Source organism: Mycobacterium shimoidei (assembly GCF_900417275.1).
GTDB classification, from domain to species: Bacteria; Actinomycetota; Actinomycetes; order Mycobacteriales; family Mycobacteriaceae; genus Mycobacterium; species Mycobacterium shimoidei.
Genome location: NZ_UEGW01000001.1, coordinates 237,629 through 260,948 on the forward strand (window position 1 = coordinate 237,629; position 23,320 = coordinate 260,948).

General features: G+C 65.4%; 30 protein-coding genes and 1 pseudogene. 4 read left to right on the top strand and 27 right to left on the bottom strand.

Features of this window, described 5'->3' with window-relative positions; genetic code table 11:
- The first annotated feature begins 33 nt into the window (after positions 1–33).
- Positions 34–1,265 (top strand): annotated as a pseudogene (locus MSP7336_RS01200) (serine hydrolase domain-containing protein).
- Between the two features lie 15 nt (positions 1,266–1,280).
- On the opposite strand, the gene rplO reads toward MSP7336_RS01200, so the two are convergent.
- The 11 genes from rplO to MSP7336_RS01255 all read right to left on the bottom strand — a co-directional run bounded on the left by rplO (position 1,281) and on the right by MSP7336_RS01255 (position 6,249).
- Positions 1,281–1,721 carry a 50S ribosomal protein L15 gene (rplO, locus tag MSP7336_RS01205; protein WP_069395642.1) on the bottom strand — a complete coding sequence of 147 codons (441 nt, stop codon included), beginning with the start codon at positions 1,719–1,721 and terminating at the stop codon, positions 1,281–1,283.
- Positions 1,718–1,924 (bottom strand): 50S ribosomal protein L30, encoded by a 207-nt coding sequence (gene rpmD, locus MSP7336_RS01210; RefSeq protein WP_113962872.1) that lies wholly within the window; start codon positions 1,922–1,924, stop codon positions 1,718–1,720. Before rpmD ends, rplO begins: the two co-directional genes overlap by 4 nt.
- Before the next feature lie 3 nt (positions 1,925–1,927).
- On the bottom strand, positions 1,928–2,629 hold the full coding sequence (rpsE, locus tag MSP7336_RS01215; RefSeq protein ID WP_244917391.1) for a 30S ribosomal protein S5: 702 nt from the start codon (positions 2,627–2,629) through the stop codon (positions 1,928–1,930).
- A gap of 31 nt (positions 2,630–2,660) precedes the next feature.
- Positions 2,661–3,029, bottom strand: a complete 369-nt coding sequence (rplR, locus tag MSP7336_RS01220) for a 50S ribosomal protein L18 (protein WP_181786914.1) — start codon at positions 3,027–3,029, stop codon at positions 2,661–2,663.
- Positions 3,030–3,064: 35 nt separating this feature from the next.
- On the bottom strand, positions 3,065–3,604 hold the full coding sequence (rplF, locus tag MSP7336_RS01225) for a 50S ribosomal protein L6 (protein ID WP_069395646.1): 540 nt from the start codon (positions 3,602–3,604) through the stop codon (positions 3,065–3,067).
- A gap of 11 nt (positions 3,605–3,615) precedes the next feature.
- Positions 3,616–4,014 carry a 30S ribosomal protein S8 gene (gene rpsH, locus MSP7336_RS01230; RefSeq protein ID WP_069395647.1) on the bottom strand — a complete coding sequence of 133 codons (399 nt, stop codon included), beginning with the start codon at positions 4,012–4,014 and terminating at the stop codon, positions 3,616–3,618.
- 72 nt (positions 4,015–4,086) lie between these two features.
- Entirely contained in the window at positions 4,087–4,272 is a 186-nt protein-coding gene (locus MSP7336_RS01235; protein WP_069395648.1) for a type Z 30S ribosomal protein S14, read from the bottom strand.
- Between the two features lie 4 nt (positions 4,273–4,276).
- Entirely contained in the window at positions 4,277–4,840 is a 564-nt protein-coding gene (gene rplE, locus MSP7336_RS01240) for a 50S ribosomal protein L5 (protein ID WP_069395649.1), read from the bottom strand.
- Positions 4,840–5,157: a 50S ribosomal protein L24 gene (gene rplX, locus MSP7336_RS01245; protein ID WP_069395650.1), complete on the bottom strand. Its 318-nt coding sequence runs from the start codon at positions 5,155–5,157 to the stop codon at positions 4,840–4,842. The genes rplE and rplX overlap by 1 nt, the downstream gene beginning before the upstream one ends.
- Positions 5,158–5,526, bottom strand: coding sequence for a 50S ribosomal protein L14 (rplN, locus tag MSP7336_RS01250; RefSeq protein WP_069395651.1), 369 nt, complete (start codon positions 5,524–5,526; stop codon positions 5,158–5,160). It abuts the gene before it with no gap.
- Between the two features lie 183 nt (positions 5,527–5,709).
- A complete protein-coding gene (locus MSP7336_RS01255; RefSeq protein ID WP_069395652.1) occupies positions 5,710–6,249 on the bottom strand; it encodes a DinB family protein in 540 nt (179 codons plus the stop codon).
- A 268-nt stretch (positions 6,250–6,517) separates the two neighbouring features.
- Here MSP7336_RS01255 and MSP7336_RS01260 point away from each other — a divergent pair, with 268 nt between their 5' ends.
- Positions 6,518–6,868 (top strand): DUF732 domain-containing protein, encoded by a 351-nt coding sequence (locus MSP7336_RS01260; protein WP_181786496.1) that lies wholly within the window; start codon positions 6,518–6,520, stop codon positions 6,866–6,868.
- 54 nt (positions 6,869–6,922) lie between these two features.
- Here MSP7336_RS01260 and MSP7336_RS01265 read toward each other — a convergent pair whose 3' ends face one another.
- From MSP7336_RS01265 to MSP7336_RS01335, 14 genes are all read right to left on the bottom strand, one after another.
- On the bottom strand, positions 6,923–7,762 hold the full coding sequence (locus MSP7336_RS01265) for a formylglycine-generating enzyme family protein (protein ID WP_069395746.1): 840 nt from the start codon (positions 7,760–7,762) through the stop codon (positions 6,923–6,925).
- A gap of 46 nt (positions 7,763–7,808) precedes the next feature.
- Complete coding sequence (locus MSP7336_RS01270) at positions 7,809–10,202, bottom strand: arylsulfatase (protein ID WP_069395654.1); 2,394 nt, start codon at positions 10,200–10,202, stop codon at positions 7,809–7,811.
- A gap of 44 nt (positions 10,203–10,246) precedes the next feature.
- Positions 10,247–10,627 carry a 30S ribosomal protein S17 gene (rpsQ, locus tag MSP7336_RS01275; RefSeq protein WP_084226412.1) on the bottom strand — a complete coding sequence of 127 codons (381 nt, stop codon included), beginning with the start codon at positions 10,625–10,627 and terminating at the stop codon, positions 10,247–10,249.
- Complete coding sequence (gene rpmC, locus MSP7336_RS01280) at positions 10,627–10,869, bottom strand: 50S ribosomal protein L29 (RefSeq protein ID WP_069395655.1); 243 nt, start codon at positions 10,867–10,869, stop codon at positions 10,627–10,629. The genes rpsQ and rpmC overlap by 1 nt, the downstream gene beginning before the upstream one ends.
- Positions 10,869–11,285 carry a 50S ribosomal protein L16 gene (gene rplP, locus MSP7336_RS01285; RefSeq protein ID WP_069395656.1) on the bottom strand — a complete coding sequence of 139 codons (417 nt, stop codon included), beginning with the start codon at positions 11,283–11,285 and terminating at the stop codon, positions 10,869–10,871. The genes rpmC and rplP overlap by 1 nt, the downstream gene beginning before the upstream one ends.
- 3 nt (positions 11,286–11,288) lie before the next feature.
- Positions 11,289–12,125 (bottom strand): 30S ribosomal protein S3, encoded by an 837-nt coding sequence (rpsC, locus tag MSP7336_RS01290; protein WP_069395657.1) that lies wholly within the window; start codon positions 12,123–12,125, stop codon positions 11,289–11,291.
- The gene (gene rplV, locus MSP7336_RS01295; RefSeq protein ID WP_069395658.1) at positions 12,125–12,835 is read right to left on the bottom strand and encodes a 50S ribosomal protein L22; all 711 of its coding nucleotides are present in this window, start codon (positions 12,833–12,835) and stop codon (positions 12,125–12,127) included. The genes rpsC and rplV overlap by 1 nt, the downstream gene beginning before the upstream one ends.
- Entirely contained in the window at positions 12,832–13,113 is a 282-nt protein-coding gene (gene rpsS, locus MSP7336_RS01300; RefSeq protein ID WP_045373356.1) for a 30S ribosomal protein S19, read from the bottom strand. Before rpsS ends, rplV begins: the two co-directional genes overlap by 4 nt.
- Before the next feature lie 18 nt (positions 13,114–13,131).
- The gene (gene rplB / locus MSP7336_RS01305) at positions 13,132–13,974 is read right to left on the bottom strand and encodes a 50S ribosomal protein L2 (protein ID WP_069395659.1); all 843 of its coding nucleotides are present in this window, start codon (positions 13,972–13,974) and stop codon (positions 13,132–13,134) included.
- Positions 13,975–13,997: 23 nt separating this feature from the next.
- On the bottom strand, positions 13,998–14,300 hold the full coding sequence (rplW, locus tag MSP7336_RS01310; protein WP_069395660.1) for a 50S ribosomal protein L23: 303 nt from the start codon (positions 14,298–14,300) through the stop codon (positions 13,998–14,000).
- A complete protein-coding gene (gene rplD / locus MSP7336_RS01315) occupies positions 14,300–14,956 on the bottom strand; it encodes a 50S ribosomal protein L4 (RefSeq protein ID WP_069395661.1) in 657 nt (218 codons plus the stop codon). Before rplD ends, rplW begins: the two co-directional genes overlap by 1 nt.
- On the bottom strand, positions 14,956–15,609 hold the full coding sequence (gene rplC, locus MSP7336_RS01320; RefSeq protein ID WP_069395662.1) for a 50S ribosomal protein L3: 654 nt from the start codon (positions 15,607–15,609) through the stop codon (positions 14,956–14,958). Before rplC ends, rplD begins: the two co-directional genes overlap by 1 nt.
- Positions 15,610–15,623: 14 nt before the next feature.
- Positions 15,624–15,929 carry a 30S ribosomal protein S10 gene (gene rpsJ / locus MSP7336_RS01325; protein WP_003873519.1) on the bottom strand — a complete coding sequence of 102 codons (306 nt, stop codon included), beginning with the start codon at positions 15,927–15,929 and terminating at the stop codon, positions 15,624–15,626.
- 684 nt (positions 15,930–16,613) lie between these two features.
- Positions 16,614–18,230 (bottom strand): carboxylesterase/lipase family protein, encoded by a 1,617-nt coding sequence (locus tag MSP7336_RS01335; RefSeq protein ID WP_069395748.1) that lies wholly within the window; start codon positions 18,228–18,230, stop codon positions 16,614–16,616.
- Between the two features lie 95 nt (positions 18,231–18,325).
- Between MSP7336_RS01335 and MSP7336_RS01340 the strand changes: the two genes are divergently transcribed.
- The gene (locus MSP7336_RS01340) at positions 18,326–19,576 is read left to right on the top strand and encodes a cytochrome P450 (RefSeq protein ID WP_069395663.1); all 1,251 of its coding nucleotides are present in this window, start codon (positions 18,326–18,328) and stop codon (positions 19,574–19,576) included.
- Here the strand turns inward: MSP7336_RS01340 and MSP7336_RS01345 are convergent.
- Positions 19,542–20,207 carry a TetR/AcrR family transcriptional regulator gene (locus MSP7336_RS01345; RefSeq protein WP_069395664.1) on the bottom strand — a complete coding sequence of 222 codons (666 nt, stop codon included), beginning with the start codon at positions 20,205–20,207 and terminating at the stop codon, positions 19,542–19,544. The genes MSP7336_RS01340 and MSP7336_RS01345 overlap by 35 nt on opposite strands.
- 85 nt (positions 20,208–20,292) lie before the next feature.
- Here MSP7336_RS01345 and MSP7336_RS01350 point away from each other — a divergent pair, with 85 nt between their 5' ends.
- Entirely contained in the window at positions 20,293–21,957 is a 1,665-nt protein-coding gene (locus MSP7336_RS01350; RefSeq protein WP_113962873.1) for an MFS transporter, read from the top strand.
- Here MSP7336_RS01350 and mftG read toward each other — a convergent pair.
- Positions 21,874–23,313: a mycofactocin dehydrogenase MftG gene (gene mftG / locus MSP7336_RS01355; RefSeq protein ID WP_113962874.1), complete on the bottom strand. Its 1,440-nt coding sequence runs from the start codon at positions 23,311–23,313 to the stop codon at positions 21,874–21,876. The genes MSP7336_RS01350 and mftG overlap by 84 nt on opposite strands.
- Positions 23,314–23,320: the final 7 nt, after the last annotated feature.

Genomic DNA, 23,320 nt, shown 5'->3' on the forward strand with positions numbered 1-23,320 from the left:
ATCCGTGCCGAAAAGTCGCGATATAAAAACCCGATGGTTCTCAAAGTGAGGGTGTCGCCGGACCTGATCGGCGGAAGCGTCGACGAGGGTTATGGCAAAGTCGCCGACGCGTTTCGCGCTAACTTCGCGGCCGGCCACGAAGTTGGCGCCGCGGTGGCCGTCTATCGCGACGGCGTCAAGGTCGTCGACCTGTGGGGCGGCTATCGCAACGGCATCACCAAGGACCCTTGGCAGCACGACACCATGGTCAACATGTTCTCGACGACGAAAGGTGTTGCTGCCCTCACAGTTGCACGGGCCGTGTCACGGGGGCTGTTCGGCTCGACGACAAGGTGGCCGACCACTGGCCCGAATTCGCTCAAGCCGGTAAGGCTGATGTGACGGTGCGCCAGCTGCTGGGCCATCAGGCGGGCCTGTGCGTGTTGTCACCGGCGCCGACCACGCAAGAGGTCGCTGACCCGGCGAAACTCTCCCCGATCCTCGCGGCCCAAAAGCCCGCCTGGCCGCCGGGCACGCGGCATGGCTACCATGCGATCACGCTGGGCTGGTACAAATCCGAACTCATCCGCCGCACCGATCCTGCCGGGCGCACGCTGGGCCGATTCCTCGCCGACGAAATCGCGAGGCCGCTGGGGCTGGATTTGCATATCGGGCTTCCGGACTCGGTTCCCCGCGACCGGGTCGCCTATCTGCACCACTGGAAGCGCGCGGAATCCCTACTGCACCTCAATGTGATGCCACCCGCCCTCTTCGCCGCGTCGCTGAATCCGATGGGACTGCTCGCGCGAGCGGGCTCCCTTCCGCGAGGCGTCGTACCCTGGGACGGCGACTACAATCGCGACGACGTGCGCGCCCTCGAGATCCCGTCGGCCAATGGAATAGGAACAGCCGCTGCGGTTGCCCAGCTCTACGGCGCCGCTGCAACCGGGGATTCTGCGCTGGGCCTGACCCGACCCGTGCTAAGCGAGCTCGCGGCGCCGCCCGCTTCGCCTAGTCGCGGACGGCGTGACCGGGTTCTGAAGGTCGACTCCACCTTCTCGCTCGGACTCTCCAAGCCGGTGCCGATGTTCATCTTCGGCTCATCCGACAAGGCGTTCGGCACAGCGGGTTTCGGCGGTTCGTTCGGGTTCGCCGACCCCGACACCGGAATCGGATTCGCTTATGTCATGAACCGGCTGGGTTTCCACCTGTGCAGCGACCCCCGCGAACTGGCCGTGCGGCAAGCCGTGTTCCGCGACGTGTTGGGCGTGCGACCGCAAACCTAGCCGCCGCCGGCTGGGCTAGAGCTCGGTGACCGAGCCGCCCGCAGCGGTGATCTTCTCCCGCGCGCTGCCGCTGAACTTGTGTGCGGTGACGTCGGCCTTGACGGTCAGCTTCCCGTCGCCGAGAACCTTGACCAGTGAGTTCTTGCGCACCAATCCCTTGGCCACCAGCTCGTCGACACCGATCGAACCGCCTTGCGGGAACGACCGATTGATATCGCCGACATTGACGATCTCGTATTCGGTGCGGAACCGGTTGCGGAAGCCCTTCAGCTTGGGCAGGCGCATGTGGATCGGCATCTGGCCACCCTCGAAGGTGACCGGCACTCTCTTTCGGGCCTTGGTGCCTTTCGTGCCGCGCCCGGCGGTCTTGCCCTTGGAACCATCACCGCGACCGACCCGGGTGCGTTTGGTTTTCGACCCGGGCGCAGGGCGCAGGTCGTGAAGTTTGATCGTCATTGCTTCTTCCCTTCGCGGGTCGTCTTGACGGGTTCGACCTCGACGAGGTGCTGCACGACCGCGATCAAGCCGCGGGTCTGCGGGTTGTCCTCACGGACCACCGACTGGCGGATCTTGCGCAACCCCAAGGTGCGCAGGCTTTCCCGCTGCTTCCAGCGGGCGCCGATGGTGCTGCGCACCTGGGTGATCTTCAGCTCTGCCATGGCCTATGCCGTACCCTCCCGCTCACGACGTGCAGCAGTGGCGGCCAGCGCTTCGCTTTCCCGCCGCGCCTTCAACATGCCGGCCGGAGCGACATCCTCGATGGGCAGCCCGCGACGCGCGGCCACCTCCTCGGGACGCTGCAGCAGCTTGAGCGCGGCCACGGTGGCGTGCACCACGTTGATGGCGTTGTCGCTGCCCAGCGACTTGGCCAAAATGTCATGCACCCCGGCGCATTCCAGCACCGCACGGGCAGCGCCGCCGGCAATCACGCCGGTACCGGGGCTGGCGGGGCGCAGCAGCACCACGCCGGCGGCTGCCTCGCCCTGCACCGGATGGGTGATGGTGCCACCGATCAACGGCACCCGGAAGAAGCTCTTACGGGCCTCCTCGACACCCTTGGCGATCGCGGCCGGGACCTCTTTGGCCTTGCCGTAACCCACACCGACCATGCCGTTGCCGTCGCCGACGATGACCAATGCGGTGAAGCTGAATCGCCGGCCACCCTTGACCACCTTGGAGACGCGGTTGATGTTGACCACCCGCTCCAGGTAATTGCTGCCGTCGCGGTCACGACCGCGGCCGCCGCGATCGTCACGTCGACTGCGACCCTCACGCCCCTCGCCGCGTCCTTCGCTGCGTCCTTCGCTGCGAGGCACGCTTGTGCTGTCCGGAGCTGCCGCCCCCGACGTCGGCTGCTCCGTCATCGCGCAGTCCTTCCCTCGTCAAAGCTCGTCATCAGAATTTCAATCCGCTCTCGCGCGCCGCATCGGCCAGCGCTGCGATCCTTCCGCCGTAGTTGTAGCCGCCCCGGTCGAACACCACCGTCTCGATACCGGCGGCCTTGGCGCGCTCGGCGATCAACTGGCCGACTCGCACGCTATGGGCCTTCTTGTCTCCCTGCACCGCACGCACATCGGCCTCGATCGAGGACGCGGCCGCCAGTGTGGTGCCGTTGAGGTCGTTGACCAGTTGCACGTGGATGTGCCGCGCAGATCGGTGCACCACGAGCCGCGGACGCTCCGGCGTACCGGAGATCTTCTTGCGCAGCCGTGCGTGCCTGCGCAGCCGCGCGGCGCGGCGTGCGGCGGATACGCTCTGCCCCACGGGTTTGCGCGCCTGTGCTTGTGTTCCAGCCATGACTACTTACCTGTCTTTCCGACCTTGCGGCGGACCTGCTCGCCCTCGTAACGTACGCCCTTGCCCTTGTACGGGTCGGGACGACGTAACCGGCGGATATTCGCCGAGATCTGGCCGACCTTCTGTTTGTCGATCCCGGACACCGAGAACTTGGTCGGCGTCTCCACCGCGAACGTGATGCCTTCCGGCGCCTCGACCACCACGGGATGGCTATATCCAAGCGCGAATTCCAGCGCGTTTCCCTTCAGTTGCACGCGGTAACCGACGCCGAAGATTTCCATCTTGGTGGTGTAGCCCTGCGTCACACCGGTTACCAGGTTGGCCACCAGGGTGCGTGACAGCCCGTGCAACGAACGACTACGCCGCTCGTCGTTGGGCCGCGTCACCACAATGGCGCCATCGTCGTTGCGCGACACCCTGATCGGCTCGGCGACCGACAGCTCCAGGCTGCCCTTGGGGCCCTTGACCGAAACGTTCTGGCCCTCGATGGTCACGTCGACTCCGTCCGGAACCGGGATCGGCTGCTTACCAATGCGCGACATCGATGCTCCCTCTACCACACGTACGCGAGGACTTCGCCGCCCACGCCCTGTCTGGCTGCCTGACGGTCGGTGAGCAGGCCCGAGGAGGTCGAAATGATCGCCACGCCAAGCCCGCCGAGCACACGCGGCAGATTGGTCGACTTCGCGTAGACCCGCAGACCCGGCTTGGACACCCGGCGCAGGCCGGCGATGCTGCGCTCCCGGCTGGGCCCGTACTTGAGCTGCACGACCAGCTCCTTGCCGACCCGCGCGTCTTCGACGCGGTAGTCGCTGATGTACCCCTCACGCTTGAGGATCTCGGCGATGTTGGCCTTGATCTTCGAGTGCGGGAGGGTCACCTCTTCGTGGTACGCCGAATTGGCGTTGCGCAGACGTGTCAAGAAGTCTGCGATCGGGTCCGTCATAGTCATTTAGCGCTGCTCCTCTTCATCGCTGCGCTCTGTATCGTCGACAACGCGGTCATAGTTGCGTCCTATGTCCCGTCACCAACTGCTCTTCTGCACACCGGGCAGTTCACCGGCGTGCGCCATCTCACGAAGACAGACGCGACACAGCCCGAACTTGCGGTAAACGGCACGCGGGCGGCCGCATTTGCTGCAGCGGGTGTAGGTGCGCACCTTGAACTTCGGCTTGCGCTGAGCCTTGTTGACCAGTGCCTTCTTCGCCATATGCTCAGTTCTCCTTGAACGGAAAGCCGAGGGCCCGCAACAGCGCTCGTCCTTCGTCGTCGTTCGTCGCCGAGGTGACGACGGTGATGTCCATGCCACGGGTCCGGTCGATGGAGTCCACGTCGATCTCGTGGAACACCGACTGCTCGGCCAGCCCGAACGTGTAGTTGCCGGCGCCGTCGAACTGCTTGGGCGACAGGCCGCGGAAGTCGCGGATACGCGGCAGCGCGATCGAGGTGAGCCGGTCGAGGAATTCCCACATCCGATCGCCGCGCAGTGTCACCCGCGCCCCGATCGGCATGCCCTCGCGCAGCTTGAATTGCGCGATCGATTTGCGGGCCCGCCGGATCTCCGGCCGCTGCCCGGTGATCATCGCCAGGTCGTTGACCGCGCCGTTGATCAGCTTGGCGTCGCGGGCGGCGTCGCCCACACCCATGTTGACCACAACCTTGACCACGGTCGGGATCTGCATGACGTTGCGGTAGCCGAACTCTTTGTTGAGCGCATCGCGGATCTCGTCGCGGTAGCGCATCTTCAGCCGGGGCTGAACTTTTTCTGCCGTCGTCATCAGATGTCCTTGCCGTTGCGCTTGGAGATGCGGACCTTCTTGCCGGTTTCCTCGTCGAACCGGTACCCGATCCGGGTGGGTTTGCCGTCGGAGTCGACCACCATCACGTTGGAGACGTGAATCGGGGCTTCCTGGGTGACGATGCCGCCCGAGCGGGCGCCGCGCTGATTGGTCGAGATCGGGGTGTGTTTTTTGATCCGGTTGACGCCCTCGACGAGCACCTTGTTGCGGGCCGGGTAGGCCTGTAGGACCTTACCCTTGGCGCCCTTGTCCTTGCCGGAGATGACCAGCACGGTGTCGCCCTTGTGGACCTTCATCTACAGCACCTCCGGGGCCAGCGAGATGATCTTCATGAAGCGCTTTTCCCGCAGTTCCCGGCCGACCGGCCCGAAGATGCGGGTGCCGCGCGGGTCGTTGTCAGGCTTGATGATGACGGCCGCGTTCTCGTCGAACTTGATGTAGCTGCCGTCGGGGCGGCGGCGCTCCTTGACGGTGCGCACCACGACAGCCTTGACGATTTCGCCGCGCCTGATGTTGCCGCCGGGGATGGCGTCTTTGACCGTCGCCACGATCACGTCGCCGATACCGGCGTAGCGTCGCGACGAGCCGCCGAGCACCCGGATGCACAAGATCTCCTTGGCGCCGGTGTTGTCGGCGACCTTCAGCCGCGATTCCTGCTGAATCACCTAGATCTCCTGACCTGGTTCGCGTGTGCACGACAGACGGGTGCTATCGCTGTCTGACGTGCGTGGTCTTCATCGCCGAACGGCACGCGGGGCCGGCAAAGTATCGTGCACGCGCCGGCCGAGGTCTGCCCACGGCAACCCCTAGAGTCTAGGGGATCACCTGCTCAGAGCCAAATTTGAGGGCTAGCCGCTTATGCTGCCGATCCTGCGGATATCGCCGAGGTGGTGAACACCTTCGTGCATCGCCTGGCGGACGAGCCAACGCGCCGTCCGCTGCTCCCCTGGCAATCGCGTCGCGACGCGGTCCCAGTCGTGTTCTCCGGTACGCGCGACTTCCTCGCAGAAGCCGGACGCGGCCGCACCCAGTTCGTCCAGCATGGCGGTCAGATCGCATTCGTTGTAACGGAACCTTTGCGCCCTTAGGTCGTTGAACATCGGTTCCAGCGCCGGCCGGACCTCATCGCGGGTCCGGTGCAGCCGGATGGTGAAGGTCATGTAGACGTCGCGCAGGTGGCAGACATACTCAGCGACCGACCACACCCGCGGGCCGGGGCGCCGCCGCTGCGTCTCAGGTGGGATGTCGGCGACGGCTGCACCCACCGCGGCCGGTAGTTTCTCGATGGCACGAACGGCCTGGCCGATGCTGATCTCTGGATAGGTCAGCGCGCACACATCGCAGGTGTGGTCTTCGGCAGCCAGCGGCGGTAGCTGCCCACGGAACATGGGAATATTGTGCACCGACCCGAGAATACGAGGTCTGGCCGAACAATTGTTCGGATCGAGGTCTTTGTTTGAAGCTGCGGGTGGGCAATTCCTCCGATGTAGGCCTCTCGTCGGTTTCAGTTATTTCCGCCCCACAAGGATTTTAGCGAGGTAGTCTCCTACCATCCGAGAATTGATTCGTCGATTTCGGTGCTCAGTGGCCAGCTGGCGAAACCCCTAATACCTGTAAAACCATCGATTTAGGGGCGGAGAAATGAAAATTCGGTTCATGACAGCAGCAGCAATCACGGCAGTGTTGGCAGCACCGGCGGCGCACGCCGACACCACCGAGTTCCTGCAGGACGTGGAGGCGGCGGGGTTCACCGATACCGCCTCCGGCGCTACCGGCCTCGAGGAGGCAGGAACGTACATCTGCGCTCAGCTTGACCAAGGCCAAGACCCCGCAACCTTGGTGGAGGGAGAACTTCTGACAATGACCAACCTAAACCCATATCAGGTGGGTGAATTCATGGGGATAGCGGTCAGAGATCTGTGCCCACTGCACTTCCCTGAGGTGGAAGCGTGGGCGAATTCAGTCTCACAATCCCAAGCCATCGTCACGGCAACCACAGCACACTAATTCGGGCTGTGCTTTAGCCAGCTTGAGGACCATCGGCAAGGTACGCCGGACCATCTACCTGTCGACCACGCAGCGAAACCCGATATGAGTGGTGGCGCTGTCCTGCGACTGCGGCGAGCGCGCCGCCGGCCGGTAGCGGTGGCAGTACTCGGGCGCGCACAGATGCGAGCCGCCCTTCAGGGTCTGGTTGACCCCCGGATCGGGGGGCCCGGTCGGCGTGCAGCAGGCTTTCGGCGGCTCCTTGAGCCGGTGATGGGGCGAGAATTCGGTGGTCGTCCACTCCCAGACGTTGCCGATCATGTCGAGCAGACCCACCGGGTTGGGCGGGAATGCCCCCACCGGCGAGGTCCCCATCCAGCCCAGGGCGCCGTCGTTGCGGTATGGGAATCGGCCCTGCCAGGTGTTGGCCATCAACTGCCCGCCCGGCTTTTCCTCGTCGCCCCAGGGGTAGGTCGTCGTGGTCCCGCCGCGCGCGGCGTACTCCCACTCGGCCTCGGTGGGCAGACGCCGCCCGGCCCACCGCGCATAGGCCGCGGCGTCGGGATAGGCGACCTGCACGACGGGATGATCAGCCTTGTCGGCGATGTCACTGTCCGGGCCGAATGGGTGTCGCCAATTCGCGCCGGGAACCCACTGCCACCATTGCCGCCAGTCCCGCAGATCCACGGGTCCCGCCGTCGGTCGAAACACCAGCGCCCCCGGCTGCAGATCGTTTGGGTCGGCTCCGGGGTACAGCGCGGGGTCGATGGGTTGTTCTGCGACGGTCACATAGCCTGTGGCAGCGACGAATTCGGCGAATTGGGCGTTGGTCACCGGATGGCGTTCCATCGCGAACGCATCGACGACGGCGGTGTGTATCGGCGCCTCTTCGGGGTAAAAGCTCGTCGAGCCCATCCGGAACGATCCGCCGGGCAGCTCGACCAGCTCGGTCAGCTCTACTTCAGTCACGCGAAAACGCCAGCGCCAGCTTCTTTTCCAGATCCTCGTATGCAGTGCCGGAGATGTCGACGGTGACCTGCGTGATGGTGCCGCCGGTGAATCTGAACGGCGCCTTGTATCGGCGCGACACCGCTGAACCGCTGTTGCGCCCGACGCTGATCGTGGCGCCGGCCAACCCGAAGGTTCCCGGCTGTGTCGTCATGTCCGGCAGGGTTGCGACGGCCTGGCCGTCGATGTACAGCACGGCATCACCGAGCGGTGTGTGGCTGTTCGGGACCGTCCCTGAGCGCGTGTAGTGGACGCCGAAAAGGTGGCGACCCAACGGCACCGCGCCCGCCGACGACAGCGTCTGTTCCCGCTCCCCGAGGAAGTTGTAGACGTAATGCAGCCGCCCGTCCTGGATGAACAGAACGTGCCCGCCGTGGGCGCCGCCCTGTTTGAACAACACTCCTTCGGCACCGGTAGTGTCGACCGTCGCGTCGGCGACCACGGAGAATGATTGGCCGCGTATCTCGACGCCGGCGCCCATGTGCACATCGGCGGCGTCGGGGTAGTAGACGAAGGTCGACCTCTCCCCGACCAGGTAAGGCCGCCACCGCGTCATCGTTTCCAAGATGTTGAAATCCGCCAGCGGCAGCCCGTTGTACTTGGCCGCCTCCGAGAACCACAACGCCTTGAGTTCCTCGAGCTTGTCCGGCCGCTCTGCGGCCAGGTCGTGGCACTGACTGCGGTCGGCCGCGATGTTGAACAGCTCCCAGCGATCGGAGTCGAAATGTGACCAGCCCGAAGGCGTGGCAGCGTGCACCGTATTGGCGAACCAGCCGTCGTGCCAGATCCCCCGAGTGCCCAGCATGGTGTAGAACTGGGTGTGTTTACCGGTATCTGCTGCCGGATCTGCCAGCGCCGCTTTGAAACTCACTCCGTCCAGCGGACGCTGGGGAATCCCCTTGACGACCTCCGGTGGCGTGATGCCCAGCAGGTCGTAGACGGTGGGGGTGATATCGCAAACGCTGATGTAATTGTCGCGGACCTCGCCGTGCGCAGCAATCCCGTTGGGCCAGGAGATGATTGCGGTATCAGCGATACCTCCCTCGTGCGAGGCGTAGCGCTTGAACAGCTTGTAGGGGGTGTTGAACGCCATCGCCCAGCCGATCGGGTAATGGTTGTAGGTCTCTGGCCCACCGAGGCGATCGAGGAACTTCAGGCTTTCTTCGACGGTGTCGATGTAGCCGTTGAAGAACTTCGACTCGTTGACCGACCCGTTCGGCCCGCCCTCCCCGCTGGCGCCGTTATCGGAGATCACCACGATGATGGTGTTGTCGAGTTGACCGGATTCTGCAAGATAGTCCAGGATTCGGCCGATCTGCGCATCGGTGTAGCTCAGGAAGCCGGCGAATACTTCGGCCATCCTGCTGAACAATTTCTTCTCGTCGGCGGTTAGTGAATCCCAGGGCCGCACCGTGTCCTGAACCGGCCACGGCTCACCATTGGGGCCCGTCACATCGAGGTACGGGTTCATCGGTGACAGCTCGGTGTCAGGTGGAACGATGCCCATCGCCTTCTGTCGTTCCAGGACGATCTCGCGGTAACGCTCGTAGCCCATGTCGAAGCGGCCGGCGTATTTGTCGGCCCATTCTTTGAACACATGGTGCGGGGCGTGACCGGCACCGGGGCACACGTAGCTGAACCACGGTTTGTTCGGCGCGATCACCTTGGCGTCGCGGATGAATTCGATTGTCTTGTCGGCGATGTCCTTCGATAGGTGGTAGCCGTCCTCGGGTGTGCCGGGCGGTGGGACCGGGTGGTTGTCGTAGATCAGATCGGGATACCACTGGTCGGTCTCGCCGCCCATGAATCCGTAGAACCGTTCGAATCCGCGAGACAGCGGCCAGTGACGCTTGGTCGACGCCAGGCTGGACTCCTCGAGCGGAGTCAGGTGCCATTTACCGGTGCAGTAGGTGTTGTAGCCCTGTTCGGCAAGCACTTCGGAGAGCAGGGCGGTGTCGGCTGGGATACGGCCGTTGCAGTTGGGGAATCCGTCGGTGAATTCCTCGATGGTGGCCATCCCCACCGTGGTGGCGTTGCGACCGGTCAGCAAGGACGCCCGAGTGGGGGAACACAGCGCGGTGGTGTGGAATTGGGACAGCCGGACGCCGCGGTCGGCGATGCGTGTCATATTCGGCATTTCGACCAGACCACCGAAGCAATCCCACGTCGCGATCCCGACGTCGTCCCAGACTAGGTAGAGGACGTTGGGTGCATTCTCCGGCGCGGTCGGCGCCGCGAAAGGCCCCCAGTCGGGCTCGGAGTCCCGTATGTCGAGCTCGATTTTGCCGGTGAATTCGGTCGCCACCGTCGCGACTATACCCCGGCGAGCAGACCCAAAAGCCCCCATTCCGCAGCGGAATTGGGGGCTTTTGCGTGTCTGCTCGCGCTAACCTACTTGGCCTTCTCCAAGATCTCCACCAGCCGCCAGCGCTTGGTCGCCGACAGCGGACGGGTCTCCATCAGCGATACCCGATCGCCGATGCCGGCAACGCTGTTCTCGTCGTGCGCCTTCACCTTCTTGGTGCTGCGAATGATCTTGCCGTAGAGCGGGTGCTTCACCCGGTCCTCCAGCTCGACCACGATCGTCTTCTGCATCTTGTCGCTCACCACGTAGCCGATCGCAGTCTTGCGGCGACCCCGCGGCTTGGCTTTGCGCGGAGTGTGCTTGGGGCCTTTTTCCCTCGGAGTGGTTTCTGCGGATTTATTCGGCGTGGTCTTCTTAGCGGCAGCCTTTTTCGCTGCGGTCTTGGTACCGGTTTTCGCCTCTGCCATTACGATTCCTCATTTTCAGCACCATCGGGGCCCGATGCCAGGCCGAGTTCGCGTTCGCGCAACACCGTGTAGATACGTGCGATTTCCCGGCGCACCGTGCGAAGTCGACGGTTGTTGTTGAGCTGGCCGGTCGCCATCTGGAAACGCAGATTGAACAGCTCTTCCTTGGATTCGCGGAGCCGGTCGACCAGCTCGTCGTCGGTGAGCTCGCGCAGTTCGCCAGCGGAAACACCCACTGCCATCAGAACTGCTCCTCTCGGGTGATGATGCGTGCCTTGATCGGCAACTTGTGGATTGCCCGGGTGAGCGCGGCCCGGGCGATCGACTCATTCGGATAGCTGAGCTCGAACAGCACCCGTCCGGGCTTGACGTTGGCCACCCACCACTCCGGCGAACCCTTACCCGAACCCATCCGGGTTTCCGCCGGCTTCTTGGTCAGCGGACGGTCCGGGAAGATGTTGATCCACACCTTGCCGCCACGCTTGATGTGCCGGTTGATGGCGATACGGGCGGATTCGATCTGCCGGTTGGTGACGTAAGCATGCTCCAACGCCTGGATGCCGTAATCACCGAAGCTGACGGTGGTGCCGCCGCTGGCGATGCCGCGCTGACGTGGATGGTGCTGTTTGCGGTGCTTGACTTTGCGGGGAATAAGCATGATTCAGCTCTCCGTGCTCTGCGTCTCAGGAGCCGGCTCATCGGCCGGCGGCGCGGCGGCAGTCTCTTCGGCACCCGAGGCGGCCCGACCTGCCTCGGTACCCGTCGCGGTGGTGCCGGCGGCGCCGCTGCGGCGCGGACGGGTGCCCGACGGACGCTCGCGGCGCGGACGCTCGGCGCCGGCCGCCGTGGGAGCGACGAGTTCGCGCTTGCCGCCGACAATGTCGCCCTTGTAGATCCACACCTTGACGCCGATGCGGCCGAAGGTGGTCTTGGCCTCGTACAGGCCGTAGTCGATGTCGGCACGCAACGTGTGCAGCGGGACGCGGCCTTCGCGATAGAACTCCGAGCGGCTCATTTCCGCGCCGCCGAGGCGGCCCGAGCACTGCACCCGGATGCCCTTGACGTTGGGTTGGCGCATGGCTGATTGGATGGCCTTGCGCATCGCCCGGCGAAACGCGACGCGGTTGCTCAACTGCTCGGCGACGCCCTGCGCCACCAGCTGGGCTTGCGACTCAGGGTTTTTCACCTCGAGGATGTTGAGCTGAACCTGCTTGCCGGTCAGTTTTTCCAGATCGGCACGGATGCGGTCGGCTTCGGTGCCGCGGCGGCCGATCACGATGCCCGGCCGGGCGGTGTGAATGTCTACCCGGACCCGGTCGCGGGTGCGCTCGATCTCCACGTCGGCGATCCCGGCGCGCTCCAAGCCGCTGGACAGCAGCCGGCGAATCGCGACATCTTCCTTGACGTACTCGGCGTACTGCTTGTCTGCGTACCAGCGAGACTTCCAGTCGGTGGTGATACCGAGCCGGAATCCGTGCGGATTGATCTTTTGGCCCACTACTGCGAGCCTCCCTTCGCTTCAGAAGTCTCGGAAGTCTTCTTGGAGGTTTCTGCGGCCTTCTTGGCGGGGGCCTTTTCGGCGGCTTTCTTCGCCGTTGCCTTTTCGCCGGCCTTCTTGGCGGGCGCCTTTTCCGCGGCTTTCTTGGCCGGTGCCTTCTCGGCGGCTGCCTTCTTCGCCGGGGCCTTCTTGGCGGGGGCCTTTTCGGCGGCCTTCTCGGCGGTCGCCTTCTTCGCCGGGGTCTCCTTGGCCGGCGCCTTCTTGGCGGCGGCCTTGCTGGCTTGGGCGCGACGGGCGCGGGCGGTGCTCGCGGAACGAGAGCCGCGCTCGTCCTTCATCGGCCGGCTTTCCACCACCACCGTGATGTGACTGGTGCGCCGGCGGATCCGGAACGCCCGGCCCTGGGCGCGCGGGCGAATCCGCTTGGCCGTCGGGCCGTCGTCGGCGCAGACGCTGGCCACCACCAGCGTTGCCGGGTCCAGACCGTCGTTGTTCTGCGCGTTGGCGGCTGCGCTGGCGATGACCTTGGCCACGGGCACGCTGGCCGCCTGCGGGGCCCAGCGCAGGATGTCGAGCGCCTCGGACACCGGCTTGCCGCGCACCAGGTTGATCACCCGGCGCGCCTTGGTCGGCGATACCCGCACGAACCGCGCTTTGGCTGTCGCAGAAGGAAATTCAGTAGCCGCAGTGGCTTCGCTAGCCCTTGTCATCGCCGCTTGGCTTTCCGGTCGTCCTTGATATGTCCCTTGAAGGTGCGCGTCGGCGCAAACTCACCCAGCTTGTGGCCCACCATCGCCTCGGTGATGAACACCGGCACATGCTTGCGCCCGTCATGGACGGCGAACGTGTGACCAATGAAGTCCGGAATGATGGTCGATCGCCGCGACCAGGTCTTGATGACCTGCTTGGTGTTCTTCTCGTTCTGCGCATCGACCTTCTTGAGCAGATGGTCGTCGACGAACGGACCCTTCTTGAGGCTGCGTGGCATCGGCTACTCCTGAACTCCCTAGCGCCCGTGCTTCTTGCCGGTGCGCCGGCGGCGGACGATGAGCTTGTTGCTGGGCTTGTTCGGTCGGCGGGTGCGGCCCTCGGGCTTACCCCACGGGCTGACCGGGTGGCGTCCACCGGACGTTTTGCCTTCACCACCACCGTGTGGGTGATCGACCGGGTTCATCACCACACCGCGGACGGACGGACGCTTGCCCTTCCAGCGCATCCGACCGGCCTTACCCCAGTTGATGTTGGACTGCTCGGCGTTGCCAACCTCGCCGACGGTCGCGCGACAGCGCACGTCGACCCGGCGGATCTCGCCACTGGGCATACGCAACGACGCGTAGCTGCCTTCTTTACCGAGCAACTGAATACTCGAGCCGGCCGAACGCGCCAGCTTGGCGCCGCCGCCGGGCCGCAACTCCACGGCGTGGATCAAGGTACCGGCCGGGATGTTGCGCAGCGGAAGGTTGTTGCCCGGTTTGATGTCGGCATTCGGGCCTGACTCAACAACGTCACCCTGCGACAGCCCTTGGGGCGCAATGATGTAGCGCTTCTCGCCATCGAGGTAATGCAGCAACGCGATCCGGGCGGTGCGGTTCGGGTCGTACTCGATGTGCGCGACCTTGGCGTTGACGCCGTCCTTGTCGTTACGGCGGAAGTCGATCACCCGGTACGCACGTTTGTGCCCACCACCGCGGTGCCGGGTGGTGATTCGGCCGTGCGCGTTGCGGCCACCGCGGCCGTGCAAAGGGCGCACCAAAGACTTCTCCGGGTGGGAGCGAGTGATCTCGGCGAAGTCGGAGACACTGGCGCCGCGACGACCCGGAGTCGTCGGCTTGTACTTGCGAATTGCCATGTCAGTTAGGTCTTTCTCTCTCGCTACGCCGGTGTCCCGAACAGGTCGATCGGCTTGCTGCCGGGCGCCAACGTCACAATGGCCCGCTTGGTGTCCTTGCGTTTGCCGTAGCCGGTGCGGGTGCGCTTGCGCTTGCCGCGCCGATTGGCGGTGTTCACCGCCGCCACCTTGACCGAAAAGATCTTTTCGATCGCGATCTTTATCTGTGTCTTGTTCGAGTCGGGGTGCACCAGGAACGTGTACACGTTGTCGTCGATCAGCCCGTAGGACTTCTCCGAGATGACCGGCGCCAAGATGATGTCGCGGGGGTCAGTGACGGTCGCCATCAGGCCGAAACCTCCTCGGCGGTCTTGCTGTTGGCAGCGATGTAGGCGTTCAGCGCTTCGACGGAGAACACCACATCGTCGGCACGCAGCACGTCGTACGTGTTGAGCTGGTCGGGGGGCAAGACATGCACGCCCGGCAGGTTGCGCACGCTCTTGATGCCCGTCTCGTCGCTGCGACCGGTCACCACCAGAACCTGCTTGCGGTCGGTCAGCGTGGCCAGGAAAGCCTTGGCGCTCTTGGTCGACGGCTTCTGGCCCGACACCAGCTCGGTGACGGCGTGGATGCGTCCGTTGCGTGCCCGGTCCGACAGCGCCCCGCGCAGGGCGGCCGCGATCATCTTCTTCGGGGTGCGCTGGCTGTAGTCGCGCGGCTTGGGACCGTGCACGACGCCACCACCGGTGAACTGCGGGGCACGCACCGAGCCCTGCCGCGCGCGGCCGGTGCCCTTCTGCCGGTACGGCTTACGGCCGCCACCGCGAACCTCGCCGCGGGTTTTGGTCGAGTGGGTGCCCTGTCGCGCGGCGGCCCGCTGAGCGGTGACCACTTGGTGCATCAGGGCGATGTTGGCGGGCGCGTCGAACAGCTCGGCCGGAAGCTCGACTGTGCCGCTCTTCTTACCGTCCGGGGCCTTGACGTCAATCTTGATGCCGGCCATTACTTCTCACCTCGTTTTACCGCGCTGCGCACCATGACGAGCCCACCCTTGCGGCCGGGGACAGCGCCCTTGATCAGCAGCACACCGTTGTCAGCGTCGACCTTGTGCACCAACAGGTTCTGCATGGTGACCCGGTCGTTACCCATCCGACCGGCCATCCGAGTGCCCTTGAACACCCGCGCCGGCGTGGCGCAACCACCGATGGAACCCGGGCGGCGGTGCACGGCCTGCGTACCGTGGCTGGCACCTTGCCCGCGGAAGCCATGGCGCTTCATGGTGCCGGCGAAGCCCTTACCTTTCGAGGTGCCGGTGACGTCCACATAGCTTCCGGGGGTGAAGATCTCAGCGGTCAGCTCCTGGCCGACCTCATACTCGGCGGCCGCCTCGGCGCTGTCCAGACGCAGCTCGGCCAGGTGCCGACGCGGGTTGACACCCGCGGCCGCGTATTGACCCTTCAGCGGCTTGTTCACCTTGCGCGGGTTGATCTCGCCGTACGCCAGCTGCACCGCGCTGTAGCCGTCCCGCTCCGGTGTCCGGATGCGGGTCACCACGTTCGGCCCGGCCTTGACCACCGTCACCGGGACCACCCGGTTGTTCTCGTCGAACACCTGCGTCATGCCAAGCTTGGTGCCCAGAATGCCCTTTCTCGCCATTGCTCGCAGATCTCCTACTGGATGTTGACGTCGACGCTGGCGGGCAGATCGATGCGCATCAGCGCGTCAACGGTCTTCGGTGTCGGATCGAGGATGTCGATCAGCCGCTTGTGGGTGCGCATTTCGAAGTGCTCCCGCGAGTCCTTGTATTTGTGCGGAGAGCGGATCACGCAGTACACGTTCTTCTCGGTCGGCAGCGGCACCGGACCAACCACGCTGGCGCCGGTCCGAACGACGGTCTCGACGATCTTGCGCGCCGAGGCGTCAATGGCCTCGTGGTCGTAGGCCTTGAGCCTGATGCGGATCTTCTGTCCCGCCACGCTTCTCCTACCTCACTCTCCACTGTTCGGACCTAGGTCCACGGCGCGCCGTTGGTGGCGTCGCGCCGAATGTTGCGCCGCTGTTTACCTGTCGTGGTCCACCGGCCCCCGCGGTCGGGCGTGTCGCCCACACGCAGCCTGGTTCGCGGCCAAATTCGTCGCGTTCCGAGGATGGGACCGGACGCGCCCGTTTGGGCGCCGGTCGTATGCCCGGCCAGGCGCGAACCCGGCGCAAGGCAACCCGAACAGTATGCCCCAGATCGCGGCGTCGGCCAAATTCTTCGGCATCGGAGGCGCAGGCCCCGCCATCAGGTCCTTGCCGCAGCGTCACCTATGCCGGGATGTACGGCTCAGCCAGCACAAATACCGCGTGCACCCTCCCAGAGGGTACGAAAGGAGTATGCGCAATTTCGCTCGCTGCGCGGTAGCGACCGCCGTGACCGTCGGCATCGCCCTTGCCGGGGTAAACGCCCACGCGGGGCCTCCTACCCGCTTTCCTTGTCCGCCGAACACCCCAAGGGGCATGGATTGCGATAACCCGCAGCCGCTGCCGCCGCCCTTCGCGCCGGCCGCGCCCGCTCCGCATGCGCCCGCCCCGGGACACCCATCCGATCCCCCCGGCGACGCGCCCGGTGGCGGCTGAGGCTCAGTCGCTGACCCTCCACATCTCGGCGCGGGCGAGGCTCACGACCTGCCCTTCAGCGTCGCCCAGAACGGACACTGGTGCGACTCCTCGAAGGTGGTCATGACCCGGCTGCCGTCGGGTCGTAACGACATCCACGGCGCGTGGTCGCCCCGCAGCGCCGGCCAGTCGGGCGCCTTGGCAACCTTCGGCTCACCGCTGGTCACGAACTGGCTCCAATAGGCGATCATCTGGTCCGACAGCGCACGCTGAGCCAGGTCCAGCGGCGGCGCGCCCCCGACCTTGAACAAGTAGCGCAACTCCAGCGAGTGGCTGGCACCCACGGGAAACGGCGCGCGTCGCAAGTTGTCCGGCGCCGGAGCGTTCGGATCGTCGAATTCGTAGGCATACACCGGCGCGTTCCGGCTCAGCGCCACCGCCATACGGTCGGCCACGCAGGCGAAGACACCGTCGGTGACCGCCGCGGCGTAGGCGAGCGACACGTCGCCGCCGTAACGGTCGGGCGGATAGCGCGCCATTACGGCGCGGCCGTCGGCGCCGAAGATGTCGGTCAGCACCCCGGCATACTCGGCGGCGGTCACCCCGTGGTTTCGCTTCAGATAGCGCAGCGCCGCGAACATGGTGAATTCGTCGTGATTGACGCCGATCAGGACCGGAACCTTGGCAGCTTTGCCGGCCGCGAAGGCGGCGACGGGACTCATCGGCAGCGTCGGTGTCCCGGTGACCGGGCTGGTCAGCGCGTCGGAATCGCCAATATGGGAGTACCAGGGCGGTCGCGCCAGGTCGGTGGGCGCCAAGTCGAGCAGGCATTGCCGTGCTGTCGCCGGATCCGAGCAGCCCATGGACGCCGCGTATTTCACGCTGGCGCGCTGCGCGGCCGCCAAATCGGCCTGTGCCTGACACGGCGCGCTCTGGATGATCGCCGCGCGAAACAGCCCGGCCGACCCCGGCGCCACCAGGTGGTCGCACACCGCCATGCCGCCCGCGGATTCACCGGCAATGGTCACCTTGGCCGGATCACCACCGAAGGCGCCGATGTTGTCGCGCACCCAGCGCAGCGCGGCCTGCTGATCGGCCAGCCCGTAGTTGCCGAGCGCGTCGGACTGGTCCAGGGCGGGGTGAGCCAAAAATCCCAGTGCGCCCAACCGGTAGTTGATGGTGACGACGACGATGTGCCCCTTGGCCGCTAACCAGCGCGCGTTATAGATGTCACTGGCGCCGTTGATGAAGCCGCCGCCGTGAATCCACACCATCACCGGCCGCTTGCCGGAGGGTCCCGACATCGGGGCCCACACGTTGAGGGTGAGGCAGTTCTCGCTGGTCTTCCCGGGGCGCGCTTCTTGGACGCATTGCGGGCCGGGCTTGGTGGCGTCCAGCATTCCCGACCACCGTGCCGCCGGCTGCGGCGGCTGCCAACGCAACGCTCCCACCGGCGGCGCTGCATACGGAATGCCTTGGAAAAGCCGGTAATCCGCGGCGACCAAGCCTCGCATCGCGCCCGCCGGCGCATGCACCACAGCAGCGTCCAGCGGGCCGGCATAGGGCGACTGACGCTTGTGTGGTCCCGCGCTGCCGCCGAGTCCGCAGCCGGCAGCCAGCATCGCCGCCACCAAGACGGCGACCCATGCCCGTCGGCGACGGGACGCTCGGATCAGCATCAATTCAGAGTACGGATCCATCGAAAGCGCTTCGCGGATATCCACGGCCGTGCCAGACTGAAAAAAAGTTGACAGGTGTCAAGTTGAGGAGGGTGATGAGCACACCGATCATCGACGAGGCCGCGAAGGTATTCGCCGACCCCACCGCCTACGCTGACGAGCCGCGGCTGCAGGAGGCGCTCACCCACTTACGCGCTCACGCGCCGGTGTCGCTGGTGGACTGCCCGCCGTACCGACCGTTCTGGGCGATCACCAAGCACGCCGACATCATGGATATCGAGCGCGACAACACTCTGTGGATCAACGAGCCCCGTCCACTGCTGGCAACCGCGGAGCAAGACGATTTCGCCCAAGAGCAACTGAAAGCCGGGATGGGCCTGCGCACCTTGATCCACATGGACGACCCGCAACATCGGGTGGTGCGCGCGATCGGAGCGGACTGGTTTCGCCCCAAAGCCATGCGCGCACTCAAGCGCCGCGTCGACGAACTGGCGAAGATCCACGTCGACAAGATGATGGAGGCCGGCCCCGAATGCGACTTCGTGCAAGAGGTCGCGGTCAACTACCCGCTGTACGTGATCATGTCGCTGCTGGGCCTGCCGGAATCCGACTTTCCGCGGATGCTTCGGCTCACCCAGGAGCTGTTCGGCGGCGACGACGAGGAATTCAGGCGCGGCAATACTCCCGAAGAGCAACTGCAGATCCTGCTTGACTTCTTCGACTACTTCAACGCGCTCACCGCGTCACGGCGCGAGCACCCGACCGAAGATTTGGCATCGGCGATCGCCAACGCCCGCGTGGACGGCGAGCCGCTGTCGGACATCGACACCGCGTCTTACTACGTCATCATCGCCACCGCCGGGCACGACACCACCAGCGCCACGATCGCCGGGGGGTTGCAGGCGCTGATCGAAAACCCCGATCAGCGAGAACGGTTGCGCGACAACCTGGATCTGATGCCGTTGGCCACCGAGGAGATGATCCGGTGGGTCACCCCGGTCAAAGAGTTCATGCGCACCGCCACCGCAGACACCAGCGTGCGCGGGGTTCCGATCGCCAAAGGTGAGTCGGTGTATTTGTCCTATGTGTCGGCGAACCGCGACGAGGAGGTGTTCGATGACCCCTTCCGCTTCGACGTCGGCAGAGATCCCAACAAGCACTTGTCGTTTAGCTACGGCGTGCATTTCTGTCTGGGCGCCGCGCTGGCGCGCATGGAGGTGAACAGCTTCTTCACCGAACTACTGCCGCGGCTGGAATCCATTGAGCTCAACGCCGAGCCAGAGCTCATCTCGACCGTGTTCGTCGGCGGACTCAAACACCTGCCGATTCGCTATCGGCTTCGCTGAGCGCCGCGTTCTGCGTGCGCTGCACATACAGGAAGCCGTCCACCGCGGCGCGGGCGCATTCCCGGTAGTCGAAATCGGGCAACGTGCTCAGTCGGCCCACGACCATCGGGCCGATCAGCAAGGCGATGGCCAGTGAGCGGTCGATCTCGCCCAGCTCGGCTGCCTCCGGGCTGTCGAAGATGGCGTCGAACGGTGCAGCGTACTGCTGGGCGATGCGCTCGCGCAGGGTGCTGATCGCCGGGCTGTCGGCCGTGGGACGGCGCGCGTCTGGCAACTGCTCCAGGTCGCGCCCCAGCGCAAGCCATGACATCGCGCTGAGCATCCCGGCGCCCTCGGCAATCGATCGCCCTTGGTCCTCCACCACCGCGATGAGTCGATCCCGCAGGGACCCCTCTTGCGAGGGCATCGGCGCCGGCGGTATGAGGCTGTTGAAAGCCGCTGCCAGCAAATCGTTTCCGCTTGGGAAGTGACGATACAGGGTAGCCCTCGCTACGTTGGCAGCACGCGTGACGGCATCGACCGTCACTGCGCTCGGACCCCCGGAACGCAGCAGCGCGGTGGCAGCCTCGAGCAGGCGGGCCCGCGACCGCGCGGGCCGGGGATCGGTGCTGCCGCCCGTGATCTGTACCACCTCCTGTTTAAGAACAAGACTATCCGTCTATGTACGAGACTGTTAGTCTCAAAAATCTCCTCCGCCGCGAAAGGACACCACCGCCGTGGTCGATATTGGCACGCAATCCAACGAGCGTAGCGATGCGGCGCCGGCGCTCGGCTCTCAGCGCGCGCGAATCTGGACAGTGGTCGTGGCCTGCATGGGCGTGTCGCTGGTGATCTCGTCGATGGTCGCGTTCAACACCGCGCTGGGCGATATCGCGATCGCGACCTCGGCGACGCAGTCGCAACTGACGTGGGTGGTGGATGGTTACACCGTTGTTTTGGCGTGCCTGCTGTTGCCGGCCGGGGCTATCGGTGATCGTTACGGTCGGCGCGGCGCGTTGCTCTTCGGGCTGGCAACGTTCGCGATCGCCTCAGCAGTGGGTGCAGTCGTCAGCGGTCCCTGGCAGATCATCGTCACCCGGGGCGTCGCCGGCGCCGGCGCGGCCTTCATCATGCCCGCCACCCTGTCGCTGCTGACCGCCGCTTACCGCAACGACGAACGCATGAAGGCGGTGGGCATTTGGGCGGGCGTCGCGGGATGTGGCGGGGTCATCGGAATGCTCGGATCCGGCACGCTGCTGCACTTCTGGCCCTGGCAATCCATTTTCTGGGCGTTCGCCGGCGGCGCAACACTGATCTTCGTGCTGGCGTGCACGGTGTCGTCCTCACGCGACGAACGGGCCATTCCACTTGATTGGCCGGGTGCCGTGCTGATCGGGGGCGCTGTGGCGGTTTTCGTCTTCGGTGTCGTCGAGGCACCGGAGCGCGGATGGACCGATCCCCTCGTCTACACGACGCTGGGGGCCGGGACGCTGCTGGCGGTGGGCTTCGGAGTTGTCGAGGTGAAAAGGCGGTATCCCCTGCTCGACGTTCGGTTGTTCGGCAGACCGGACTTCGCGACCGGCGCGGCGACGATTACGACGTTTTTTATTGCGATGTTCGGGTTCTTCTTCGTCATGATGCAGTTCATGCAGCTGGTGATGGGCTACAGCCCGATGCAGACCGCCTTGGCCTTCAGTCCGTTGATGGTGCCGATGCTGACGCTTTCGCTGTTGTCCCAGTGGTATTTGCCGCGATTGGGTTTGCGGCTGGTGACGTTCACCGGTCTGCTGCTCATATCGGCCGGCTTTGTGTGGCTACGTGTGCTCGAAGTCGATTCGCCGTACTGGGACATGATGTGGCCGTTGCTGGTGGTGAGTACCGGAATCGGATTCTGCACCGCTCCGAGCACTTCGGCGATCATGGCCGCGGTACCCGACGAAAAACAGGGTGTTGCCTCAGCGGTCAACGACACTACCCGCGAAGTGGGCGCCGCTCTGGGCATCGCGCTGGCCGGATCGATACTGGCTGCCCGGTACGGCCAGGTGCTCGGAGGGCAGTTGGCCGATTTCCCCGAGCCGATACGTGGACCGGCGTCGAACTCACTGGCCCAGGCCCTCAACATTGCCAAACACCTTGGGCCGCAGGGCACTCAGCTCGCCGACATCAGCCGGGCCGCGTTCCTGCAGGCCATGGAATCCTCGGTCTTGGTCCTGGCGATCATCATCGCCGTCGCGGCCGCGCTTATCGGCGCCTGGGCCCCGGGGCCGGACGGCCGGCAATTGCGCTGGGTGCGCCAGTTCAGGTCTCGGCGGCGTAACTCAGTCGACGAACTCTGCCGCACGGTGGCCGAGCATGACGATCGTGGCGTGCGGTCCGCGGCTGGTGATCACCGGGAGTATTGAGCCGTCGATCACCCACAGTCCGTCGATACCGAGGACCCGGCAGCGGTGATCGACCACGGCGTGCGGATCGTCTTCGGCGCCCATCGGCGCGCTGCCGCACAGGTGCTGCGATGTCGACCATGCGGGCTCACCGACTTCCGTTGCAGTGCTGGCTAATTGGCGAGCAAGGTCGCTACCTCGCTGCAGGGCGGCGATGTCCGCCGGTTCGCTGTCGTAGTGGTGCTCGATCCGCGGCTGTACCAGCGGGTCGGCGGACACCAGCGTGATGCGCCCTCGTGCTCGTGGCCGCATGAGCGCCACACCGATGTGCGGCCAGTCCGGATGTCCGGGGCTGCCGTCCCCGACCATCGCCACGAAACCCCCGGTGTAGGGCCGTATCTCGATGTCCTCAGGCGCGGCGAGCACGACCTCCAGGACGGGCCGGCCGGGGGCAACCGCCCAGTTCGTCGGCACCACCCATTCGGGGTGGTCGCTGCACGCCTCACCAACCGGCAACGGGCTCACCACGTCCAGCCCGACCGCGCGCAACATGGCCTCGTTGCCGACACCCGACAGCATCAGCAGATGTGCTGATTCGATTGCACCGGCGCACAGTACGATTCGATCGGCCGTCACGGTCGTCAAACCGCCCGGGCCGATCGCGTCGACCCCGACGGCGCGGTTGCCCGAGAACCGCAGCCGCACCACCCGCGTCCGTGTCAGCAGGGTCAGGTTGGGTCGCGTCAGCGCCGGCATCAGGAACGCGGCGCCCGGGCCGGTGCGCACCCCGTCGACGATGTTGAGCGGCACCGCGCCCACGCCCACCGGCGGCAGGGCCTCGACATCGTTGAGGTCATCGATCCACGCAAAGCCGGTTGCCTGCGCAGCGGACACGAAAGCAGCTGTACTGCCGACGATTTCGCTGGTGCGCTGAACCGGTATCGGACCACTGTCACCGTGGGCCGGCCCGGTGAAATCCAGATCGGTTTCGATCGCGCGGAAATGGTCGGCGACGTCAGACCATGTCCACCCGGGCAGACCGTATCCGTCGAAGTCGCGGGCCAGGGCGCGGCAGAAGTAGCCGCCGTTGACCGCACCGGAACCGCCGACGGTGGCACCGCGCATGATCGGCATCTCACGCACCGGCTGCTCGGTGAGCTCTGTCCGGTAGCGCAGCACCAGCGGGCTGGCCTCGCCGATGGGCAGCTGCCGACCGTTGGCGGTCTGTGCCAACAATCCGGGGTCGGCGAGTCCCGGGCCGGCTTCCAAGACCACCACCGCACAGCTGGGATCCGCGGAAAGCCGTTCGGCCACAACGCAGCCCGCGCTACCCGCACCGATGATCAGGACATCGCTGTGGAAGGCGGCGGCGGTCAACGGGCAG